The sequence below is a fragment of the Rhizobium sp. EC-SD404 genome (genome assembly GCF_902498825.1).
Taxonomy (GTDB): domain Bacteria; phylum Pseudomonadota; class Alphaproteobacteria; order Rhizobiales; family Rhizobiaceae; genus Georhizobium.
The window spans coordinates 3,589,923-3,610,375 of the sequence record NZ_LR701459.1; the positions used below are offsets into that span (position 1 = coordinate 3,589,923).

The 20,453-nt window shown below is 62.2% G+C and carries 20 protein-coding genes; 9 read left to right on the top strand and 11 right to left on the bottom strand.

Going from position 1 to position 20,453, the window contains the following annotated elements; all coding sequences use genetic code 11:
• Nucleotides 1-220 precede the first annotated feature (220 nt).
• Nucleotides 221-1,012, bottom strand: a complete 792-nt coding sequence (locus GC125_RS18085; protein ID WP_151986927.1) for a hypothetical protein — start codon at nucleotides 1,010-1,012, stop codon at nucleotides 221-223.
• Nucleotides 1,009-2,358, bottom strand: a complete 1,350-nt coding sequence (locus tag GC125_RS18090; RefSeq protein WP_151986928.1) for a tyrosine-type recombinase/integrase — start codon at nucleotides 2,356-2,358, stop codon at nucleotides 1,009-1,011. Before GC125_RS18090 ends, GC125_RS18085 begins: the two co-directional genes overlap by 4 nt.
• A 427-nt stretch (nucleotides 2,359-2,785) precedes the next feature.
• Here GC125_RS18090 and GC125_RS18095 point away from each other — a divergent pair, with 427 nt between their 5' ends.
• Complete coding sequence (locus tag GC125_RS18095; RefSeq protein WP_151986929.1) at nucleotides 2,786-3,091, top strand: hypothetical protein; 306 nt, start codon at nucleotides 2,786-2,788, stop codon at nucleotides 3,089-3,091.
• Between the two features lie 20 nt (nucleotides 3,092-3,111).
• Here the strand turns inward: GC125_RS18095 and GC125_RS18100 are convergent, their stop codons facing one another.
• On the bottom strand, nucleotides 3,112-4,014 hold the full coding sequence (locus tag GC125_RS18100) for a LysR family transcriptional regulator (RefSeq protein WP_151986930.1): 903 nt from the start codon (nucleotides 4,012-4,014) through the stop codon (nucleotides 3,112-3,114).
• Between the two features lie 124 nt (nucleotides 4,015-4,138).
• On the opposite strand from GC125_RS18100, the gene GC125_RS18105 reads away from it, so the two are divergent.
• Nucleotides 4,139-5,215, top strand: a complete 1,077-nt coding sequence (locus tag GC125_RS18105) for a YeiH family protein (protein WP_151986931.1) — start codon at nucleotides 4,139-4,141, stop codon at nucleotides 5,213-5,215.
• A gap of 15 nt (nucleotides 5,216-5,230) precedes the next feature.
• On the opposite strand, the gene msrB is transcribed toward GC125_RS18105, so the two are convergent.
• The 3 genes from msrB to GC125_RS18120 all read right to left on the bottom strand — a co-directional run bounded on the left by msrB (nucleotide 5,231) and on the right by GC125_RS18120 (nucleotide 7,317).
• A complete protein-coding gene (gene msrB / locus GC125_RS18110) occupies nucleotides 5,231-5,740 on the bottom strand; it encodes a peptide-methionine (R)-S-oxide reductase MsrB (RefSeq protein ID WP_151988065.1) in 510 nt (169 codons plus the stop codon).
• 324 nt (nucleotides 5,741-6,064) lie between these two features.
• Complete coding sequence (locus GC125_RS18115; RefSeq protein ID WP_199864639.1) at nucleotides 6,065-6,796, bottom strand: anti-sigma factor; 732 nt, start codon at nucleotides 6,794-6,796, stop codon at nucleotides 6,065-6,067.
• On the bottom strand, nucleotides 6,793-7,317 hold the full coding sequence (locus GC125_RS18120) for a sigma-70 family RNA polymerase sigma factor (protein ID WP_353617096.1): 525 nt from the start codon (nucleotides 7,315-7,317) through the stop codon (nucleotides 6,793-6,795). The genes GC125_RS18115 and GC125_RS18120 overlap by 4 nt, the downstream gene beginning before the upstream one ends.
• A 166-nt stretch (nucleotides 7,318-7,483) precedes the next feature.
• On the opposite strand from GC125_RS18120, the gene argB reads away from it, so the two are divergent.
• Complete coding sequence (gene argB / locus GC125_RS18125) at nucleotides 7,484-8,377, top strand: acetylglutamate kinase (RefSeq protein WP_151986934.1); 894 nt, start codon at nucleotides 7,484-7,486, stop codon at nucleotides 8,375-8,377.
• Between the two features lie 19 nt (nucleotides 8,378-8,396).
• Here argB and GC125_RS18130 read toward each other — a convergent pair whose 3' ends face one another.
• Nucleotides 8,397-9,401, bottom strand: a complete 1,005-nt coding sequence (locus GC125_RS18130; RefSeq protein WP_151986935.1) for a 2-hydroxyacid dehydrogenase — start codon at nucleotides 9,399-9,401, stop codon at nucleotides 8,397-8,399.
• Nucleotides 9,402-9,602: 201 nt separating this feature from the next.
• Here GC125_RS18130 and GC125_RS18135 point away from each other — a divergent pair, with 201 nt between their 5' ends.
• Nucleotides 9,603-10,133 (top strand): SH3 domain-containing protein, encoded by a 531-nt coding sequence (locus tag GC125_RS18135; RefSeq protein WP_151988067.1) that lies wholly within the window; start codon nucleotides 9,603-9,605, stop codon nucleotides 10,131-10,133.
• A 60-nt stretch (nucleotides 10,134-10,193) separates the two neighbouring features.
• On the opposite strand, the gene irrA is transcribed toward GC125_RS18135, so the two are convergent.
• Nucleotides 10,194-10,616, bottom strand: a complete 423-nt coding sequence (irrA, locus tag GC125_RS18140) for an iron response transcriptional regulator IrrA (protein ID WP_151988069.1) — start codon at nucleotides 10,614-10,616, stop codon at nucleotides 10,194-10,196.
• 283 nt (nucleotides 10,617-10,899) lie between these two features.
• Here irrA and fabA point away from each other — a divergent pair, with 283 nt between their 5' ends.
• The 4 genes from fabA (at nucleotide 10,900) to GC125_RS18160 (ending at nucleotide 15,282) form a co-directional block, all read left to right on the top strand.
• Nucleotides 10,900-11,412, top strand: coding sequence for a 3-hydroxyacyl-[acyl-carrier-protein] dehydratase FabA (gene fabA, locus GC125_RS18145; protein ID WP_151986936.1), 513 nt, complete (start codon nucleotides 10,900-10,902; stop codon nucleotides 11,410-11,412).
• A gap of 77 nt (nucleotides 11,413-11,489) precedes the next feature.
• Nucleotides 11,490-12,710 carry a beta-ketoacyl-ACP synthase I gene (fabB, locus tag GC125_RS18150; RefSeq protein WP_151986937.1) on the top strand — a complete coding sequence of 407 codons (1,221 nt, stop codon included), beginning with the start codon at nucleotides 11,490-11,492 and terminating at the stop codon, nucleotides 12,708-12,710.
• A gap of 16 nt (nucleotides 12,711-12,726) precedes the next feature.
• Nucleotides 12,727-13,545 carry an enoyl-ACP reductase FabI gene (fabI, locus tag GC125_RS18155; RefSeq protein ID WP_151986938.1) on the top strand — a complete coding sequence of 273 codons (819 nt, stop codon included), beginning with the start codon at nucleotides 12,727-12,729 and terminating at the stop codon, nucleotides 13,543-13,545.
• 339 nt (nucleotides 13,546-13,884) lie between these two features.
• Entirely contained in the window at nucleotides 13,885-15,282 is a 1,398-nt protein-coding gene (locus GC125_RS18160) for a dipeptidase (RefSeq protein ID WP_151986939.1), read from the top strand.
• 33 nt (nucleotides 15,283-15,315) lie between these two features.
• Here the strand turns inward: GC125_RS18160 and GC125_RS18165 are convergent, their stop codons facing one another.
• Together GC125_RS18165 and GC125_RS18170 are read right to left on the bottom strand one after the other, a co-directional pair.
• On the bottom strand, nucleotides 15,316-16,446 hold the full coding sequence (locus GC125_RS18165; protein WP_151986940.1) for an acyltransferase family protein: 1,131 nt from the start codon (nucleotides 16,444-16,446) through the stop codon (nucleotides 15,316-15,318).
• 95 nt (nucleotides 16,447-16,541) lie between these two features.
• On the bottom strand, nucleotides 16,542-17,372 hold the full coding sequence (locus GC125_RS18170; protein WP_151986941.1) for a hypothetical protein: 831 nt from the start codon (nucleotides 17,370-17,372) through the stop codon (nucleotides 16,542-16,544).
• Between the two features lie 193 nt (nucleotides 17,373-17,565).
• On the opposite strand from GC125_RS18170, the gene GC125_RS18175 reads away from it, so the two are divergent.
• Entirely contained in the window at nucleotides 17,566-19,230 is a 1,665-nt protein-coding gene (locus GC125_RS18175) for an alpha/beta hydrolase (RefSeq protein WP_151986942.1), read from the top strand.
• 247 nt (nucleotides 19,231-19,477) lie between these two features.
• Here the strand turns inward: GC125_RS18175 and GC125_RS18180 are convergent, their stop codons facing one another.
• The gene (locus tag GC125_RS18180; RefSeq protein ID WP_286165570.1) at nucleotides 19,478-20,407 is read right to left on the bottom strand and encodes a lysylphosphatidylglycerol synthase domain-containing protein; all 930 of its coding nucleotides are present in this window, start codon (nucleotides 20,405-20,407) and stop codon (nucleotides 19,478-19,480) included.
• Nucleotides 20,408-20,453: the final 46 nt, after the last annotated feature.

Consider the following 20,453-nt stretch of genomic DNA (forward strand, 5'->3'; position numbering starts at 1 on the left):
CAATTCCGCGTCGCCGCCTCTGCTGAATGACAAGCTATTCAGCCAAGAACGTGCTGATCAGGAAGAGACGCGTCTGTTGCTTCAGTGTTCGCGTCCTTGTTGGCACTTCAAGAATTTAGGACAAGGAATGTTGCGCAGCGATATGGCACCGCCACTCAGCCACCGCTCTCGACTGCCGCGGACGACCCATTTTTCAAAATAGAACTTGCGGGCGACCGCCCTACTTTTTGCTCATTTCGACCAGGTTTTTATAAAATGAACTTTTCGAAACAGTCTTCTCTATTGTCTCGACAGTAAACATATTTTTTTTATATGGATTTATTGGGAGGTCTTGACACTCCGCAATAGAGTTTGCAATTTTTCGAGGCGAAAGCTTGCCGGATTTGAAGCAGAATTTGCTGATATCGCCAGTAGCAATCCTTCGCTCCAGAAAATTGTCAATAAACGGGATCAACTCGTGAACCGTCCGCTCGTATCGGGCAACGCCACCTAAACGAGCGATTTCTCGTGGATCTTTGTGTGGGGGTTCCTCCGGCTTGTCCGGCGTCATTTCAGGCAGATAAGAAGAGAGTTCCGGGTCGTGTTCTGCCGTTTCTAGCCAATGCGGCTTCAAACCTGCTGCCTTAGCTTTGCTGATGAGCGTGGCGACGCTCAAAGTACTCAGATCATTTATCGTCGACAGCCGTGCCTTCGCTTTTTCGACTGCATCTTTGCGCTCAGAATAAAAATCAATCAGTCTTTGCTCACCCTGCGGCATGTCCAGACCTGGCAAGCAGCGAAGCTCTATTCCGTCCTCTCGCGTCGCGTTGTCGACTGGAAACTCCGGATCAAGTCCTGACAAAATATGAGCCGCCTCGTTCAGGCTCCAGTTGCCTCGCTCGAGATAGAGCTGCAGCCGAAAAAGCCTGAACCGCAACTGCTTTTGGCGTCGTCGCTCTTGCGAGTTTCTGCCGTCAACGACACTGAAGATGTCGAATTCATCCGAGAACTGATCGATCAAATCGTCAGTCATGCCGACCTCCTCAGCTGGACGACCTTGGCGTTAGCGTTGAGCGATGTCTCAATCGATCCGGCAATGGCATTGGCTGCCTGACGCAGCGGATCCGTCGCCAGATGGGCGTATCGCGCAGTTGTCTTCGGATCTGAATGACCCAACAGTCCGCCGATCAAAGGCAAGCCCAAACCACCGCCAGCACCGAAGGACGCGAAGGAATGGCGCAGGTCATGAAGGCGCAGCCCGTCCAGCTCTGCGCGGGTCGTGACGAGTTTCCAGGGTTTTTTCAGATCAGCGCGCGGCCGTTCGTCAGGAGCGCCGGCGCTGTCCGAGGCGATGACATACCGGCCGATGCGAGGCAGGCCCAGGATGAGATCGAATGCTGCATCAGAGAGCACAACCGCCTTTTTGCCGGTTTTGGAATCGGGCAGAAGCAAAATCCGACGGTCCCGGTCGACATGCGTCCACTCCAGATTGAGTACCTCGCGCAGACGCATGCCGGTAAAGATGAGCAGCCGAAGGGCGCCGGCAACATGGGGTGTAATGAATGTGCGGCGCTGCTTCGGGATATGTTTGGCGGTGGGTTTGGTTTCATCGACGACCCATTCGATGCCGACGGTCTCGGCCTCAGTGATCGCCGCGCCGAGCCGCCCCAACTCCTCGCGTGACAGGAAGCGTTCGCGCCCGACCTCTTCGAATTTCTCGATGCGCGTCACGGGATTGCGATGATCTTCCGGGACGAAGCCCGTGTCTGCCGCCCAGTTGAAGACGGACGAAAGAATCCGGATGGCCTGGTTGGCGACATAGGTGCCGCCACGCACCGTCGACGACGAGGCCCGCTTCTTCGCACCTGACCGGCGCGGTTCGCGGGCCTTCTCTGCGATGTCGCTGTGCATCCGCGCAATATCCTGACGTGTCAGCGAGACGGCCCGTTTTGATGCGATCCGTGGATAGACATGCGTTTCCAGCACCTGCCGGTAATGGGCAGCAGTGCTGGCCTTTCGCTTGGCCAGAATGTGCCGCTTGAACCAGGCTTCAGCGACATCCTTGAGGGTGTCGCCCGCCCGCTCTTCGGCGCGCTCCGCCGCCGGGTCAGCACCTAGCCGGACACGGGCGAGAATGTCTTTTGCATAAGACCGTGCAATTTCTGGCGTCATGGTCTCGTCGGCGGTCCCGAGTGTCAGGCGGCGCTTTGCAGCACCGCGCCCACCTGCACCGGCACGATACTCGCAGATCCACGACGCTTTTCCCGACGGAAAGACCCTGAGGCCAAAACCACCCAGCTCCGTGTCCCAGTAGGTCGTGACTTTTTCGACCGGCCCGATCGCGGCAACATGACGACGGCTCAGTTTCAGTGTCGGCATTTCAGAACATCTCCCGTCTGCTGCGCGGTGCTCGAGTCACCACCGAGTCACCACCGTGCATTGAATTGGGAGAATAGGCGGTCAAATTCAATATGGGAATATGCAAATTAAATCAGTTGGTTAATGCAAGATCAGGCAACTAGGTGAAAGGCCATGAAAGGCCAAAAATCAAGCTACGAATCTGGGGGTCAGAGGTTCGAATCCTTTCGGGCGCGCCATTCAACAGCCTTTCCACTTATGTGTGTTTCGGCGTGCAGCGTTGAATTGGCCGACGCATGCCATCCTGACAGATGTTCTCGTGGTGAGAGCGATAGCTGTGCTCTTTGTGCTTTCAAACGACTTCGCTTCATCGTAGATCGGCACGCGTTGCGCGATGGGCAGACGGCGAAGCTGCCTTCCGAGCATCCGGACAATCGAGAGCTGACGCATGCGACCGGTGAAGGCATTTATCGACAGCCGGCTCTCAGGGGTTGCCCGTATCGAGACCGTGTTCTGGCGCGACATGCTGCTGACGGGAACGAGCGTGACACTCGCGACATTCGTCGCCGCCATGATGCTGCTGGCGCAGGACTACCCGACGCCTCTGATCCTCGTGATCTACTTCATCGCCATGCCTTATAACATCTTCATCACGATCTCCGTCTGGAGAGGCGCGGTTCAGGCGGGTGCAGCAAGGCAAACATTTTATCGCACGATCGCCGCGCTCTGGCTTGTCATCACGACGCTGCTGTGACTTGAGCGCCAAGGGTTCGCTCAGCGTAACGGCTGAGGGGCCGCCTCTTGCAGCAGCATTTTCTCCAGTTCCATCGTCGCGCGGGTACGGTGGCGGTCGCTGTGGCGGATGACGAAGAATTGACGTTCCGCGCCTTCGAGCGGAAGCATCACCACGAGGCCGGCTGCGGATGCTGCCATGGCTGCGCGTTCGGACAGGACGGTCGCACTGCGCCCCGCTATGATCGCCGCTAGAACCGCTTCGTTGGAGGGCAAATCGAGCGTCACCCTGAGTTCGTCGAGCGCGCTGCCCCTGTCCTCCAGCCAGTCCTCGAATTCGGCGCGCGTGCCCGAGCCGCGCTCGCGCAGGATCCAGTCGCTTTCCTTCAACTTTGCGATGGGCGCCTTGCCGGCGGTCGCGAATGGATGGCCAGGCGCAACCACGACGACGAGTTGATCGGTCGCCACCACCTCAGTGGTCAGATGCGGCCGCGCGACGGATGATTCGACAACGCCCAAATCTGCCTTGCCCTCCATCACCGCGAGGGCGACCTGCGTCGTGTTGGCGACGGTCAGTTCGATCGCCACGCCCGGATATCGTTCATGAAAGCGCACCAGCCGCTCCGGCAGCCAGTAGCTCGCGACCGTCTGACTGGAATGAATACGAACCCGGCCCGTCGTGGTGTCGGCGACGTCGGCCAGCATCAACGCTGCAGTGTCGGCCGCGGCCAGCACTGCCTCTGCCTGCGGCACCAGCAGGCGGCCCGTTTCCGTCAGCTCGATGCGGCGTCCGACACGATCGAAGAGCCGAACGTCGTGGCGCGTCTCGAGCGCGGCGATCGCGGCGGAAACGGCCGATTGCGTCAGGTGAAGCGTCTCTGCGGCGCGCGTTACGTGCTGATGGGTGGCGACCGCCAGGAAAATACGCAGCTGCTCGAGTGTCATGTGATTTCTCCCAACAGCAGCATTAACAAATAAAATCGAACGAACATACAAACACTATTCGATGGATCGATCGAATGCTGCGGGTGGATAAGGGGCGATCGCTACACCGAGACCAAGCGCCTTCATGTCCATTGCACCTCAGCCCGCACCTGTCGTTTCCAGCCAGCGCAAGGATGGCATCGCCGGACGCGACAGATTGGCGGGGCCAAAGCGCATCCTGCCTGGGCTGGCATTGAGCTTCGGGATCGCGGCGCTGGCTTACGGACTCGTCGCCGCTTCCGGGCTGTCGTTTCTCAGCCCTCTGATCGTGGCCATCGTGCTCGGCATAAGCATCCGCCTCGTCATCCAGCAGCCCATCGCGGCGGAACCGGGGCTTCAGTTTGCTCTTCGGCCAGTGCTCCGCTTCGCGATCGTGTTGCTGGGTCTGCAGCTGACGATCGCACAAGTCGTCTCCGTGGGAGGACGCGGCGTTCTCATCATCCTGGCCACGGTGATTGCCTGCTTTCTCTTCACGCGCATGGCCGGACGCCTGCTCGGTGTCGACCGCAGACTGGCCGAACTGATCGCCGCCGGCACGTCCATCTGCGGCGCCTCGGCCATTCTCGCCACGAACACAGTGACGCGCGGCACCGATGAGGACGTCGCTTACGCGGTTGCCTGCGTGACGCTCTTCGGATCACTGTCGATGATCCTGTTTCCGATGGTCGCTGCTTTGAGCGGGATGGGAAGCGACGATTACGGGCTCTGGACCGGAGCGGCGATCCATGAGGTGGCGCAAGTTCTCGCCGCGGCGTTCCAGGGCGGCGAACAAGCGCTGGAAAGCGGCACGATCGCCAAGCTCAGCCGCGTGATGCTTCTGGCGCCACTGGTGCTTTCGCTCGGCTACTGGGCCGCTTGGCGCGATGGTGAACGGCGGGACGTCGACGGCGGGGTAGAAGCCGGACAGGCACGGGTGCCTATGCCCTGGTTCGTGCTGGGCTTCCTGGCGATGGTGGTGCTGAACAGCGCAATCTCAGTGCCCGCGGCCGTGACCACCGGCGCTTCGGCAGCGACATCGATGCTGCTCGCTGCAGCGATGGCAGCGATGGGTCTGATGACCGACATCGGCAAACTGAAAGCCAAGGGACTACGCCCGCTTGCGCTGGGCGCGGTCTCCTGGGTTTTCATCTCGGTGACGGCGTTCGTCTTGATCGCAATCTGATGTTCAGTCTGACGCTCAGGCCGGGGTGGTTTCGCCAGGCTTGAACACGAGCGCGACGCCGTTCAGGCAATGCCGCTTGCCGGTCGGCTGAGGACCATCGTCGAAGATATGGCCGAAATGACCGCCGCAGCGGCGGCAGTGGCATTCCGTGCGGGTCATGAACAGCGAATTGTCGGCCTTCGTGCCGATAGCATCCGGCAATGCATCCCAGAAGCTCGGCCAACCGGTTCCGCTGTCGTACTTCGTCGTGGACGAATAGACGGGAAGATCGCAGCCGGCGCAGTGGAAGAGGCCCGCGCGCTTTTCTTCGTTCAGCGGGCTGGTGAATGGCCGCTCGGTCGCCTCTTCGCGCAGCACGGAATACTGCTCGGGGCTGAGCATCGCGCGCCACTCCTCTTCTGTCCGCGTCAGCTCGAAAGTGCCTTCAGGGGCAGCATGGGCTTCCATGCGCCGTGTGATCGAAAATCCGATGCCGGAGGCAATTGCCAGCGCGGCTCCCGAAAGCAGAAAATTGCGTCGCGTCATCATGATCACTCCTCTGCGGGCCCAAATCGCAACCGCTGTCTTGAAACGAATATACGCACTGGCCAGACGGAAGGCGAATTACGCTTCTTCAACTGCGCGTGACGAGCGTTTCGCATTCCTGGGGCGCGAAGGTCCCCTCCGCCATGCGTTGGAGTGCGTTGGGTGCTCACATGACGGAGGGTGCAGGCCGCGCCGCATCCGGACAGCATGGCAGCGGCGGACCTGATGGGGTTCGCGCTTCGATGTACGGGGGCGGTTCTCAGAAAGTTTCAGCCGCGTGCAGCAAATTTTTCAAGGGCCACAGCAATCGACAAAGGAACCCTATCAGGGACGCCGGACTTCGCCGCTTGCGATCACCGGGCCGGTCGGCTGTCCCGTCGGCGAGCCACCCTGCGGCTCGAGGCTGACGGCCAGCACGGCGCCTTCGGAAAGCCGCGCGCGCATCGGCGCCTCGATAACCATCACGCCTTCGCCATCCTGCCCGACGACGCCGAGCGAAACGGGCGCAGCATCGGCGGTCTCGATCAGCCACAGTTCCATCACGCGGGCATCGTCGGCGCTGAGCGAGGCAGCCATCAGCTGCATGCGCCCGGATGTACCGTCATACTGGGCGACGAGATCGACCGGCGCATCGCCGACCGCGGACAGTTCCGCAATCAGGGCGTTCGGCGCCTGTGCCGACCAGCTTCCCTGCCAGAGCATCGCGCCAAGCGCGAGCACGGCGATCAGCGAGGCTGCGGCAAGTCCTTGCCATAGTCCAACGGATTGCCAGAGAGACGCGAAACGTCCGGGCCGTGCGGCTGGAACACCGAATATCCGGCCTTCTATGCGAGCAAAAAGTTCGCGTGGCGGGGAAGACGCAGGAAGAGCCTCGTCGATGGCAGCGAAGTCCGTCTGCCAGCGCGCGACAAGTTCGGCAAACGCCGGATCGCGCGCGATGCGAGACTCGAGTTCCTTGCGCAGCGCCAAATCCTGGACGCCGAGGGCGTATTCGCCGGCGAGTGTCTCGTCGTCGCCATCCCACATATCCGTGTCGTCGTCACCGGCCGCGTTCATCGTTCCAGGCATTCTCTCAGCTTCATGAGCGACCTGCGCAGCCAGGTTCGCATCGTGTTCAGCGGCACGCCATAATGGCGCGCCAGTTCTTCGTAACTCAAGCCCTCCACATAGGCCTTGAGCACCGCTTGGGCCCTGTCCTCCGGCAGCTCCTGCAGACAGTCCTCGATCCGCCGTCCCTCGCTTGCAGCCAGGGCCGCCTCTTCGGGATTACGGGACGGATCGGCGACGGCAATGGCATCGTCAATGTCGCGTGCAATCGGCTTGCGCGCCCTGATAACGTCGATGGCGTGATTGCGGGCGATCGCCGACAACCACGTCATGGCGCCAGCACGGCCGCTCGCAAACCGATCAGCCCGCTGCCAAACCTTCACGTAAACTTCCTGCAGTGCCTCTTCGGCCTCAGCCCGATCAACCAGAATACGCAGGCAGACCGCAAAAAGTTTCGGACTGGTTTTGCGGTAGAGTTCGGCAAAGGCTGATCGGTCGCCCAGGGCGACTCGAGCGATCAACGCTTCCATGTCCTGCGTCATTGCCTTGCCAGTTCCGTTTGCGCGCTCTTCTGATGTAGCGCAGATGCAAGTCAATAACAGCCACGTCCTGGCCCGGCGGCCGGTACAGCACATTGCGGCGCGGGGGCAATCCGTCTAAAAGCCGGCAAACCTCAAGGGGACCCGAGAGCACGACATGGCAGACGGCGAGAACAATAGCCAGATCAAAGCGGAACTGCTGTCGCAGGCACTCCCCTACATGCAGCGCTACGAGAACCGCACGATCGTCGTCAAATATGGCGGACATGCGATGGGCGACGCTGCGCTGGGCCAGGCTTTCGCCCGCGACATCGCGCTTTTGAAGCAGTCCGGCGTCAATCCCATCGTCGTCCATGGTGGTGGACCGCAGATCGGCGCGATGCTGACGAAGATGGGCATCGAATCGAAATTCGAAGGCGGTCTGCGCGTCACTGACCAGAAGACGGTCGAGATCGTTGAGATGGTGCTGGCAGGGTCCATCAACAAGGAAATCGTCGCGCTCATCAACGCCGAGGGCGAGTGGGCGATCGGTCTCTGCGGCAAGGACGGGAACATGGTGTTCGCCGAGAAGGCCAAGAAGACCATCATCGATCCGGACAGCAATATCGAGCGGGTTCTCGATCTCGGATTTGTCGGCGAAGTGGTCGAGGTCGACCGTACGCTTCTCGACCTTCTGGCGAAATCGGAAATGATCCCCGTGATCGCCCCCGTCGCTCCGGGCCGCGACGGGCACACCTACAACATCAATGCCGATACCTTTGCCGGCGCCATCGCAGGCTCGCTCAACGCGACGCGCCTCTTGTTTCTCACCGACGTTCCGGGCGTGCTCGACAAATCCGGCGAGCTGATCAAGGAACTGTCGGTCGCCCAGGCGCGCGCGCTGATAGCCGACGGCACGATTTCCGGCGGCATGATCCCGAAGGTCGAGACCTGCATCCAGGCTATCGAAGCGGGCGTCGAAGGCGTCGTCATCCTGAACGGCAAGGTCGCCCATTCGGTGCTGCTCGAGCTTTACACCGAGCATGGCGCCGGGACGCTGATCGTCCGCTAGACCCCACTTCTCGCCAAGGTCAGTTTCGGCCCGGCAGCACCCTGTCGGGCGGGCGGTGGCCATCGACGAAGGCGCGGATGTTGATGATGACCTTCTCGCCCATGTCGATGCGGCCTTCGACCGTCGCCGAACTCATGTGGGGCAGGAGCACGACGCGTCCGCTTTCTGCGAGCTTGATCAGTTTTGGGTCGACCGCCGGTTCGTGCTCGAACACGTCCAGCCCGGCGCCCGCGATCGCGCCGTCCTTCAGCGCCTGGATCAAGGCGGCCTCGTCGATGATCCCGCCACGGGCCGTGTTGACGATATAGGCCCCCGGCTTCATCAGCGCGATTCGCCGCGCAGATAGGAGATGGAACGTCGCCGGCGTCGACGGGCAATTGACGGACACGATGTCGACCCGTGCCAGCATCTGATCGAGACTGTCCCAATAGGTCGCCTCGAGTTGATCTTCGGTCTGCTGGCTGACGCGCCGGCGGTTGTGATAGTGGATCGACAGGCCGAACGCCTTCGCGCGGCGCGCCACTGCAGTGCCGATTCGGCCCATGCCGACGATGCCGAGACGCTTGCCCCAGATGCGGTGGCCGAGCATCCAGGTGGGCGACCAGCCCTGCCAGGATCCATCGTCGGCCGTCAAAATCTGCGCGCCTTCGGTCAGGCGACGGGGCACAGCCAAAATTAGGGCCATGGTCATGTCGGCCGTGTCTTCGGACAAGACGTTCGGCGTGTTGGTCACGGTAATGCCGCGCTTGGCCGCAGCGTCGATGTCGATGTTGTCGACACCATTGCCGAAATTGGCGATCAGTTTCAGGTTTTCGCCGGCCTGTTCGATGATCGCCGCATCGATGCGGTCGGTCACCGTCGGCACGAGCACGTCGCTCTCGCGCATGGCGGCGACGAGCTCGGGCTGGGTGAGCGGGCGGTCCTCGATGTTGAGATGCGCATCGAACAATTCGCGCATGCGCGTTTCGACCGGGTCGGGGAGTTTGCGCGTAATGAAGACCTTAGGCCGCTTCCGGTTCGCCATCTTGTATCAGGCCCCTTCTTGTTGAGAGCGCGTTAACCAAACTCAGCGACACTTTCTCCCTGGAACCTCGCTTCTACCAGACAGCCCGGCGATGACAAACAAAAGTCGGAGCGGTCTCGCGCTCTGACTGCAACGTCGGAGCAGGTTGGAAGCGCAAGGCTCGATCGGCACCCTTGGGAGTTGAAAATCTTGCGTAAGTCGATGATTGCAAAACTTCTGCCCACGCTCGTGCTCACGCTGGCGATGACAGCAGGGGCGACGCTTGCGCAGGCGCAATCGACCAACCGTGGAGCCAGCGGCCTGCCGCTGCCGCGGTTCGTCAGCCTCAAGGCGGCGAAGGTCAACATGCGTATCGGGCCGGGGATCGATTACGCCATCTCATGGCGCTACACCCGCTCCGGCATGCCCATGGAAGTCATTCAGGAATACGACAACTGGCGCAAGGTCCGCGACGCGGAAGGCGCCGAAGGCTGGATCAACCAGGCGCTGCTTTCGGGCGAGCGCACCGCGATCGCTGCGCCGTGGATGCGCAATCGGGGCGAGGATGTCTACGTCGAGATGTATGGCGACCGCGAAACCCGCGGACGCCTCGTCGCCAAGCTCGCGCCCGGCGTCGTTCTGCACGTTAATGGATGCGATGGAAACTGGTGCGAAAGCACGGTCGATGGTGCATCTGGATGGGTCTCCCAACAGGAGATCTGGGGCGCCTATCCGGGCGAAGCCTTCCGCTGAAACGAAAAAGGATCGGCGCTTCGCGACGATCCCTGCAACCGATTACCCTGTCGGAATGGACTAGGTCTTTTTCCGCAGCCGGATGATCACGTCCACATGGGCGATTTCCATGCCCTCGGGTGGCTCGGGCAGATTGCCGACCTCGACGTCGCCCGTATCGATGTCGAGCACTTCGCTGTCGCCTTCGACGAAGAAATGGTGATGGTCCGACGTGTTGGTGTCGAAGTAGGTCTTGGCCGTTTCGACCGCGAGAACGCGCAGCATGCCCGCTTCGGTGAACTGATGGAGCGTGTTGTAGACGGTCGCGAGCGAGACCTGGACGCCGGCGCGAACCGCTTCCTCGTGAAGGTCCTCAGCGGTCAGATGCCGGTCGCCCTTGGCAAACAGCAGCCCGCCCAGCGCAATGCGCTGCCGCGTCGGTCGCAGACCTGCGTCGCGCAGGCGGACATCGATCGAGCGCGTCGGGCAAGATATGGCTTCCATGGCATTCGGCGTCGCGGTCATGGCACTCTTTATCAAGGACAATCCTTGCTACGGATATAACTTTTCCGGCAAGCGCATGCAATAGAGCCCACTTTCACGCGCATCGACACCCGGCCCGAGCGCCTCGCGCACTGGTGCTTGGGATAAAGTTCGGTTAAGCGGTGAGCGCGAATTGCCGAGGGTTCAATCCCGCGGCAACGGTATGATAGGTTCGGCCGCTCCTCTCGAACTGACGTAGGGGAAGATTTCGAGCGAGCGGCACGCCGAGGAGATGCAAGCCTTCATGGATAAGAAATCCAGTTACGATTACGAGGACATCCTGCGATGCGGCCGTGGGGAGCTGTTCGGACAGGGCAACGCGCAGCTTCCGCTGCCGCCGATGCTGATGTTCGACAGGATCACCGAGATATCGGAAACGGGTGGTGAGTTCGGCAAAGGCTTCGTGCGCGCGGAGTTCGACATCAAGCCGGATCTCTGGTTCTTTCCGTGCCACTTCCAGGGCGACCCTGTCATGCCCGGCTGCCTCGGCCTCGACGCCATGTGGCAGTTGACCGGCTTTTTCCTCGGCTGGCTCGGTGAGCCCGGCCGTGGACGGGCGATCTCCACCGGCGAAGTGAAGTTCACCGGCATGGTCACGCCCGAGACGAAGCTCGTCGAATACGGCATCGACTTCAAGCGCGTGCTGCGCGGCCGCCTCGTGCTCGGTATCGCCGAAGGCTGGCTGAAGGCGGATGGCGAGACCATCTATAAGGCCAGCGACCTCAGAGTCGGCTTGTTCAAGGACAAGACCGCCTGAGACCAAAGCTTGGCGCGGGTGGGACTGGCCCGACGATGCGGCCAGTCTACCGAACGGATGACAGAAGGAATTTCCAGATGAGACGTGTGGTTGTGACCGGGATCGGCATCGTGTCCTCGATCGGCAACGATCAGGAGGCGGTCACGCAGTCGCTTCGGGACGCCCGTTCGGGCATCTCCCGCTCCGAGGACTTTGCCGAACACGGCTTCCGCTGCCAGGTCTGGGGTTCGCCCAAGATCGATACGAGCGAGCTGGTGGATCGTCGTGCAGCCCGCTTCCTTTCGCAGGGCGGCGCCTGGAACCACGTCGCCATGCAGCAGGCGATCGACGATGCCGGGCTCGATCAGGGCGACATCACCAACGAGATGACCGGCATCGTGATGGGCTCGGGCGGCCCGTCGACCCGCACCATCGTGGAAGCGGCCGACATCACCCTCAAGAACGGCAGCCCTAAGCGCATCGGACCGTTCGCGGTGCCGAAGGCCATGTCGTCCACCGCTTCGGCGACGCTCGCCACCTGGTTCAAGATCCACGGCGTCAACTATTCGATCTCGTCGGCATGCTCGACGTCGGCGCATTGCATCGGCAACGCGGCCGAGCTCATCCAGCTCGGCAAGCAGGACATCGTCTTTGCCGGCGGCCACGAGGACCTGCACTGGTCCATGTCGAACCTCTTCGACGCGATGGGCGCGATGTCGTCCAAGTACAACGACACGCCGGAATCCGCCTCGCGCGCCTATGATGCCAATCGCGACGGTTTCGTCATCGCCGGCGGCGCCGCCGTTCTCGTGATGGAAGAGCTGGAACACGCCAAGGCCCGCGGCGCGAAGATCTACGCAGAACTCGTCGGCTACGGCGCAACATCGGACGGTTACGACATGGTCGCGCCATCCGGCGAAGGTGCCGTGCGCTGCATGCGCCAGGCGCTGAAGACGGTCGACGGCGCGGTCGACTACATCAACACCCACGGTACGTCGACGCCCGTCGGCGACAGCAAGGAAGTCGGCGCGATTCGCGAAGTCTTCGGGGACAAGATCCCCTTCATCTCGTCGACCAAATCGCTCACGGGCCATTCGCTCGGCGCCGCCGGCGCACAGGAGGCGATCTACTCGCTCCTGATGATGCAGGCGGGTTTCCTCGGAAAGAGCGCCCATATCGAGACGCTCGATCCCGAGTTCGAAGGCATGCCGATCCTGACAGAACGCAAGGACGATTTGCAGATCGATCGGGTTCTTTCGAACTCCTTCGGCTTCGGCGGAACCAACGCGACGCTGGTCTTCCAGCGTTACGAAGCGTGAGGGCAGGATCGATCGCATGAAGACCGACATCATGAACGGAAAGCGCGGCCTCATCATGGGGGTCGCCAACAACCATTCCATCGCCTGGGGCATCGCCAAAGCGCTGCGCGCCGCCGGCGCCGAACTCGCCTTCACCTATCAGGGCGATGCTTTCGGCAAGCGCGTGAAACCGCTCGCCGCCGAACTCGGCTCCGATATTCTTTTGCCCTGCGACGTTGAGCAGATCGAAACGGTCGATGCCGTGTTCGATACGCTGAAGGAAAAATGGGGCACGCTCGACTTCGTCGTGCACGCTATCGGCTTTTCGGACCGCAACGAACTGAAGGGGCTCTATGCCGACACCTCTCGGGAGAATTTCTCCCGCACCATGGTGATCTCGTGCTTCTCCTTCACCGAAGTTGCCAAGCGCGCTGCCGCGATGATGACGGAGGGCGGTTCGCTGCTTACGCTCACCTATGCCGGCTCGACCCGCGTCATGCCCAACTACAACGTCATGGGCGTCGCCAAGGCTGCGCTGGAAGCCAGCGTTCGCTATCTTGCCGCCGACTACGGTCCGAAGCAGATCCGCGTCAACGCGATCTCGGCGGGCCCCGTTCGCACGCTGGCAGGCGCCGGCATTGCCGATGCGCGGGTCATGTTCAGCTACCAGGCGCGCAATTCGCCTATGCGGCGCACCGTGACGATCGATGATGTCGGCTCGTCGTCGCTCTACCTTCTCTCCGACATGTCTCGCGGCGTGACGGGCGAGGTTCACTTCGTCGATTCGGGCTACCACATCACGTCGATGCCGGTGCTCGACGAACTGAAGCGGCAGGACCCCGAAGAGGGCGAATAAGGAACGGTTCGAAGAGCAGGCAAGTAACGCGTAGTAAGCGGCAAACGTTCACGCACACGTTACCAATTTGTAATCTTCGTCATCCTTGAATCGCCATATTCCCAGAGCCAAATCTACGTCATCGGCAACACGAAATTTGCCGCTGTCCGGCTCTACTGGCTTGTCCCCCGCCACTGCCGGACACAGGGACAAAGGCCTCATCCCCCCTCTCCGGGCCTTTGTCCGATTTATAGGAAGCCGTCGCGACACCGCCCCCCGTCGCGGCGGCTTTTCTTTTGGCCCGACGCGGCTATGGTCCCACGCAAATCAGTTGTCTGAAATTCTGCGAGGATCCGTCCCATGTCCCTTTCCGCACCTGCGCTTGAGCGCGCCGACGCCAACCTTCCCGCAAGCCTGGAGCGTCTGTTCGACCTCATCCGCATTCGCTCCATTTCCACTGATCCCGCCTATAAGGACGAATGCCGCAAGGCAGCGACCTGGCTGGTCGCGGAACTGTCGGCGATCGGCTTCGAGGCATCGGTGCGCGACACACCGGGCCATCCGATGGTGGTGGCGCACAACGACGAAGCGGGCACGGATGCGCCGCACGTCCTCTTCTATGGCCATTACGACGTCCAGCCCGTCGACCCGCTGAGCCTGTGGGAGAACGATCCGTTCGAACCTGCCGTGCGCGAAGCAAAGTCCGGCCGCAAGGTCATCACCGGCCGCGGCTCCGCCGACGACAAGGGCCAATTGATGACCTTCGTCGAAGCCTGCCGCGCCGTGCGCGAAACCGCCGGAAAGCTGCCGGTCCGTGTCACGATCCTGTTCGAAGGCGAGGAAGAATCCGGTTCGCCTTCGCTCAAGCCGTTCCTCGAAGCCAATGCGGCCGAGCTCAAGGCCGATTTCGCGCTCGTCTGCGACACCAACATGTGGGACGCGGAAACACCGGCAATCTCGGCTGGCCTGCGAGGGCTCGTCGGCGAGGAAATCACCATCACCGCGGCCGACCGCGACCTGCATTCGGGCTATTTCGGTGGGGCGGCCGCCAATCCGATCCACATCCTCGCATCGATCCTCGCCGAAATGCGCGATGCGGACGGCCGGATCACGATCCCCGGCTTCTACGACGGCGTCGAGGAAACCCCGGACGAGATCAAGGCGATCTGGGACAAGCTCGGGCGTTCGGCCGAAGACTTTCTCGGCGAAGTCGGGCTGAAGCAGCTTGCCGGCGAAAAAGGCCGATCCGTGCACGAACTCACCTGGGCGCGACCGACCGCGGAGGTGAACGGCATCTGGGGCGGCTATACGGGCGAAGGCTTCAAGACCGTCATCGCGGCGGAAGCTTCGGCAAAGGTCTCGTTCCGCCTCGTCGGCGCACAGGATCCGGCAAAGGTGCGTGCCGCTTTCCGGAATTTCGTCCAAGAGCGCATTCCGGCTGACTGCTCCGTCAGCTTCCACGAGCATGGGGGCTCGCCGGCGATCCAGCTCCCTTACGATTCACCGCTTTTGAACACGGCCAAGGATGCGCTTTCGGGCGAGTGGCCGAAGCCTGCCGTGATGATCGGCATGGGCGGCTCGATTCCGATCGTCGGCGATTTCCAGAAGCTGCTCGGCATGGATTCGCTGCTGGTCGGCTTCGGTCTCGCCGACGACCGCATTCACTCGCCGAACGAGAAATACGAGCTGACATCCTTCCACAAGGGCATCCGGTCCTGGATCCGGATCATGGAAGCGCTGGCGACGAAGCAGGCCTGAGGCGGCCTAAGTCGGCCTGAGCCGGCTCCCGTCCTATTCGCCGGGAACCATGCGGTCGGCTTTTTGCCGGCCGCCATTATCCGAAAGCCTCGCCCAAGAAGGCCGTTCGAACAGGAAGCGGCCCCAGCCGGTCCACTGGACGATCATGTAAAAGACGATTGGGCCGCTGACCGCCGCGATCCAGACGAGCAGCGATATCGTGCCGACGTCGTCGATGATTCCGAGACGGATCAATATGACGCGGGCGATCGCCATCGGCAGGAAGAAGGCGAGATAGATCACGATCGAATGTGCCCCGATCCAGCGCAGACCGTTCGACCATGAGACACGGGCGAGCAGGCCGGACATCGCCACTACGGCGAGCGTGCCCAGCGCGCCGGCCAACAGCGAGATGCCGGGCAGGTCGGCCCATTTCGCCGCCTTGTCCTCCCAGGTGAAGGCCTGCGCGTAGCCTGTGAGCGCAGACGGGGCGACCCCGAAGGCCAGCGCCGTGTTGACCAAGGCCCAGACGCCAAGCGCGCCGGCGGTCAGTGCCCCGTTGCGCGCCGTCCAGCCTTCGAAGGCAAAGACCCGCGCCGCAAGCGCGTAACCTGCGAAGAAATAGACATAGCGCGCGGCAAATTCGTCGAAAATGACGCTGCCGGTGGCGATCGGCATGATTTCCATGACCGCCGCCCAGGCGAGCACGAGCCAGACCGGCAAGCCTTTCACGAGCCGCGTGAACAGAAAGAAAACCGGCAGGATATAGATGAACCACAACGTACCGAAGGGCTGAAGGAATGCCGTGAGGTACGCGCCGAGCGCAGCGCCCGCCCCTTCTTCCATGGCGATGCCCGGTCCCTTGAATGCAAACTGGATCGTGAGCCACAGCACGTAGAAATAGGCGAAGTGCACGACCTTCCGGTCGATATAGCGGCCCCACGGCGCATCGATGGTGCGCGCGAGGAACAGCCCCGAGATCAGGAAGAAGGCCGGCATACGGAACGGCCGGCAGAATTCGACGACCGGATGCAGCCAGCCGGGAACGCCCATGGCCGCCTCGACACCGAGCACGGAGTGCATCATCACGACCAGCAGGATGGAAATGCCCTTGGCATGGTCCACCCAATCGACACGGGCGGGCCAATCGACGCGGGCGAGGTCGTGCGGTGCATGGATCGTCATGTCGGTCGTCTCCAATCTATGGAGCGACACTAACCCCGGGTCTCTTGGCAATTGCTAAAGGCGGGCGCCACGCGGCCCATCAACGATCTGTGTGGTTAAGGCGCCGTTGCGGGGGTCGGGCGAATTGGAGCGGTCGTTTGAGGCCGCGGTGCTGCTGGGGTCTCTGAAGGGCCAGTCGCAGCCGGCGCTGCGGCCCGCGTTCGGGCAGCGGCACCCGAAGGCGGCATGGGAGGCCCAACGACTGGCGCGGGCTCGGATGTCCCGGTCGGACGAGTCGTGGCCGGCGCGGGGTTGCGGCGCACGCCTGCCGGCTGTTGCGGTGACGACGCTGCCGCTGCGTCAGCCGGCGTGGCCGGGGCCGCTGGGGCGATCCCAGGCGTGTTCGCGGCTGGATAGTCTGGGGTGGCAGGCATCAGCGCAGCGGGGGTGGTCGGCGCCGTGGTGACCGGCGGGATCGTGGCTGGCCTGGTTCGGACCTGGCCCGGTGGCGGTGCGACCTCGCCGGGCGGCACCGGCGGCTCGTCTTCCTGGCCATCGAACCAAGCGCGCGCCCATTCCGGCACCGCGCATTCGTAGAGATAAGTGACCATCGAGGTTGCCTGGGCTTCGTTGTCGATCTCGGACACGAAGCGGCGCACGCCCCAGCGATAGCCGGCGCCGAGCGCATACTGGCCGACGCAGCGATAGACGCGCGTCTGGACCGAGAAGCTCTCGCGATACTCCCACAGGAAGCCGGCAAGGCGCACGGCGAGACCATAGCAGCCGGCAGTCGGGCCACAGGCCGTACTGAGCGAGGTTCCAAGCCGCTCCATGATGCCAGCCCGCTCGGCAGCCGGCAGGTTTTCCGGCTCGGTTTCGCCGGTCGAGGCACAAGCGGAAAGGGCGATACTGGTCGCCAGAAGCAAGGGTAGGGCAATCAAACGCACGGCAGGGCCTCGGGGCAAGGGCATGGTTCGAAGCGCGACGGCACGCAACCATTGCACCCTCCTTGCCTGCGAATGGTGGCCATCGCGTGATCGCGCAACACCGATCTTGCCAAGGGCGACAAAATCGGCACGCTGGAAGGCCGGCCGATGAGGGGCCCATGTACTTGCTCGCAACGCTGCTCTAGTCCACCCCATGCTTCAAATTCGTCGGACCTTCCTTCACGCCCCCTGCTCCACGGGCCTCATCGTCGGCACGCTGTTCTTCGCAGCTTCGCTGACACCAAGCCTGTTGCCGCGCGACTTCGTCATGCAGGGCATTCTCTCCGGCTGCTCCATGGCGGCCGGATACGGGATCGGAAGCTTCGGGAGATGGCTCTGGTCCTATCTTGAAATGCCGGAGCTCGACGAGGCCGGCACACGGCGGGCGCTGCGCGTCGTCTCGGTCCTTTGCGGCATCTTCGCCTTCATTTACCTCTGGCTCGCCTCAGATTGGCAGAACGCCATACGCCGGCTGATGGAATTGCCACCGGTCGACACGGTCCAGCCCTTTCGCGTGGGCCTCATCGCGCTCGCGATCTTCGCGTTGTTGTTGCTGATCGCGCGCGTCTTCAAGACGGTGAATCACGTCTTCGCGCAAAAGCTGAAAACCTTCATCCCGCGGCGGGTCTCGAACGTGCTCGGCCTCATTCTGGCGGCGGCCGTGTTCTGGGCGCTGGTCGACGGCGTGCTTTTCCGTTTTGGCTTGCGCGCCGCTGATGCCTCGTTCCAGCAAATCGATGCCCTCGTCGACGATGCGCTTGCGCGCCCGCAGCTCGCCCTCAAGACCGGCAGCCAAGCATCGCTGGTCAGCTGGGAGGATCTTGGAAACCGGGGCCGCGAATTCGTCGCGACCGGGCCGAGTGCCGAGGAGATCACGGAGTTCACCGGCGATAGCGCCATCGAAGAGCCCATCCGCGTCTTCGTCGGGCTGAATTCTGCCGAGACGATCGAGGAGCGGGCCCAGCTGGCACTCGACGAACTGATCCGCGTCGACGCCTTCGAGCGCACCAACCTCGTCATCATCACGCCGACGGGCACTGGCTGGGTGGATCCCGCCGCCATGGATACGCTCGAATATCTGCTGCGCGGCGACGTGGCGAGCGTTGCCGTCCAGTATTCCTACCTGACGAGTTGGCTGTCTCTGCTTTTCGAGCCGGGGTACGGCGCCGATACGGCAAGCGCGCTCTTCGATCTCGTCTACGACTACTGGCGCGAGCTGCCGAGCGACCAGCGGCCCAATCTCTATCTCTATGGCCTGAGCCTCGGCGCGCTGAACTCGAACCTCTCCGTCGATTTCTACGACGTGATCGGCGACCCGTTCCAGGGCGCGCTCTGGAGCGGGCCTCCGTTTTCCACGCAAACCTGGCGTGATCTGACGGCCGATCGCAATCCCGGGAGTCCGGCCTGGTTGCCTCGGTTCAGAGATGGCTCGATCGTGCGCTTCACAAACCAGACCAATACGCTCGACGAGGCACAAGCGCCCTGGGGGCCTCTGCGTATCGTCTATCTACAATATGCCAGCGACCCGGTAACGTTCTTCGATCCGCCGAGCGTCTACCGCGAGCCGGCCTGGATGCAGGAGCCGCGCGGTCCGGACGTCGCCGACGAATTCCGCTGGTTTCCGGTCATCACTTTCCTGCAGCTGACCGTCGATCTCATGGCCGCAACGACCGCCCCGATCGGCTACGGCCACGTCTATGCGCACGAACATTATATCGATGGCTGGATGGAAGTGACCGAGCCGCAGGGCTGGACGCCGTCGGACGTCGACCGGCTGAAGGCGTTCTTCATCGACAAGAGGCAAAGCACCGGCACCTGAAATCCGGGCAAGAAAAAAGCGGGGTCTTTCTAGAACCCCGCTTCCTCAACGATCAGCCGTGGCTGCCAGTACATCCGTGGTCAACCCGTGCGGATCGTCAGCCGCGCACTCGACACCACCCAAAACCCGGCCCGAAGGCCGTACCCAAGTGGTGGAGCGCGCGGCGTTGGACCTGAGATGGGAAGAGGTGCGCAGTTTTGCAAGGGGCAGCTTAGGCGGTCCGTCTTCACCCCCAACGCAGCCACGTCTATTTCCTTGGATCGGCTGCCAGTTGATACCGCTCGAAGCCGATCACCACCCCAAGCGCAAGGATCAGCGGAATAATGAGGTAGAGCAGTCGAAAGACAACAAGCGCGGCCAATACGGCCACAGGATCCATCTCTGGCAGGCCGGTGATGAAAACAAGCTCCAACACGCCCATGCCACCCGGCGCATGCGAGATCAGCGCGGCGGAAAAGGAGACGAGGAAGATGCCGAGGATGATGAGGTAACCGGGATTTCCTTCCGCCGGCAGCGCAAAGTAGATGATCGCGGCTGCCGCAGCCAGCTCGACCGGAGCGACCAACAGCTGTCTCCAGACGACCGGAAGTCGTGGATAGAGAAGCTCGAACGAACCGATGCGCAGCGGGCGCAGGCCGAACCAGCTGCCCGCAACATAGACCGCGACCAGACCGAGCAGGATGGCGCCCGTCGTGGTGGAGGCCGTCACCGGAAGCACATCGACGAATCGCTCCGTCAGCGAAGGCTCCAGCAAAAGCACGATGCCGGCGAGCAGGATGGTGCCGAGCGCGAAGGTGAACGAACAAAAGGCGACGAGCACGCCGATCTCGGACGTCGTCAGCCCGCGGGAAGAATAGGCACGGTACCGCACGACCGCGCCTGATATGACCGAAGCACCGATATTGTGCGACAGTGCATAGGTGGTGAAGGAGCACACCGTGATGAAACGCCACGGCACCGAACGCTTCAGATGCATGAGTGCCAGATGGTCGTACCAGGCGAGCGCAAGGTAGGCGGCAAACGTCGCGCAGATCGCCAACATCCAGTCCAGCCCTGAAATCGCAGCGATGGTGTCGCCAAACTCGGCGAATGAGAGCCCGCGCAACTCCTTCGATAAGAGCCAGATGGAAAATATCACAGCGGCGAGACCGATTACCGCCCAAATCTTGTTCTTCAACGATCTTTCCCTGATTTCGCCCGGAAGGAGACGCCGGGATCATCAC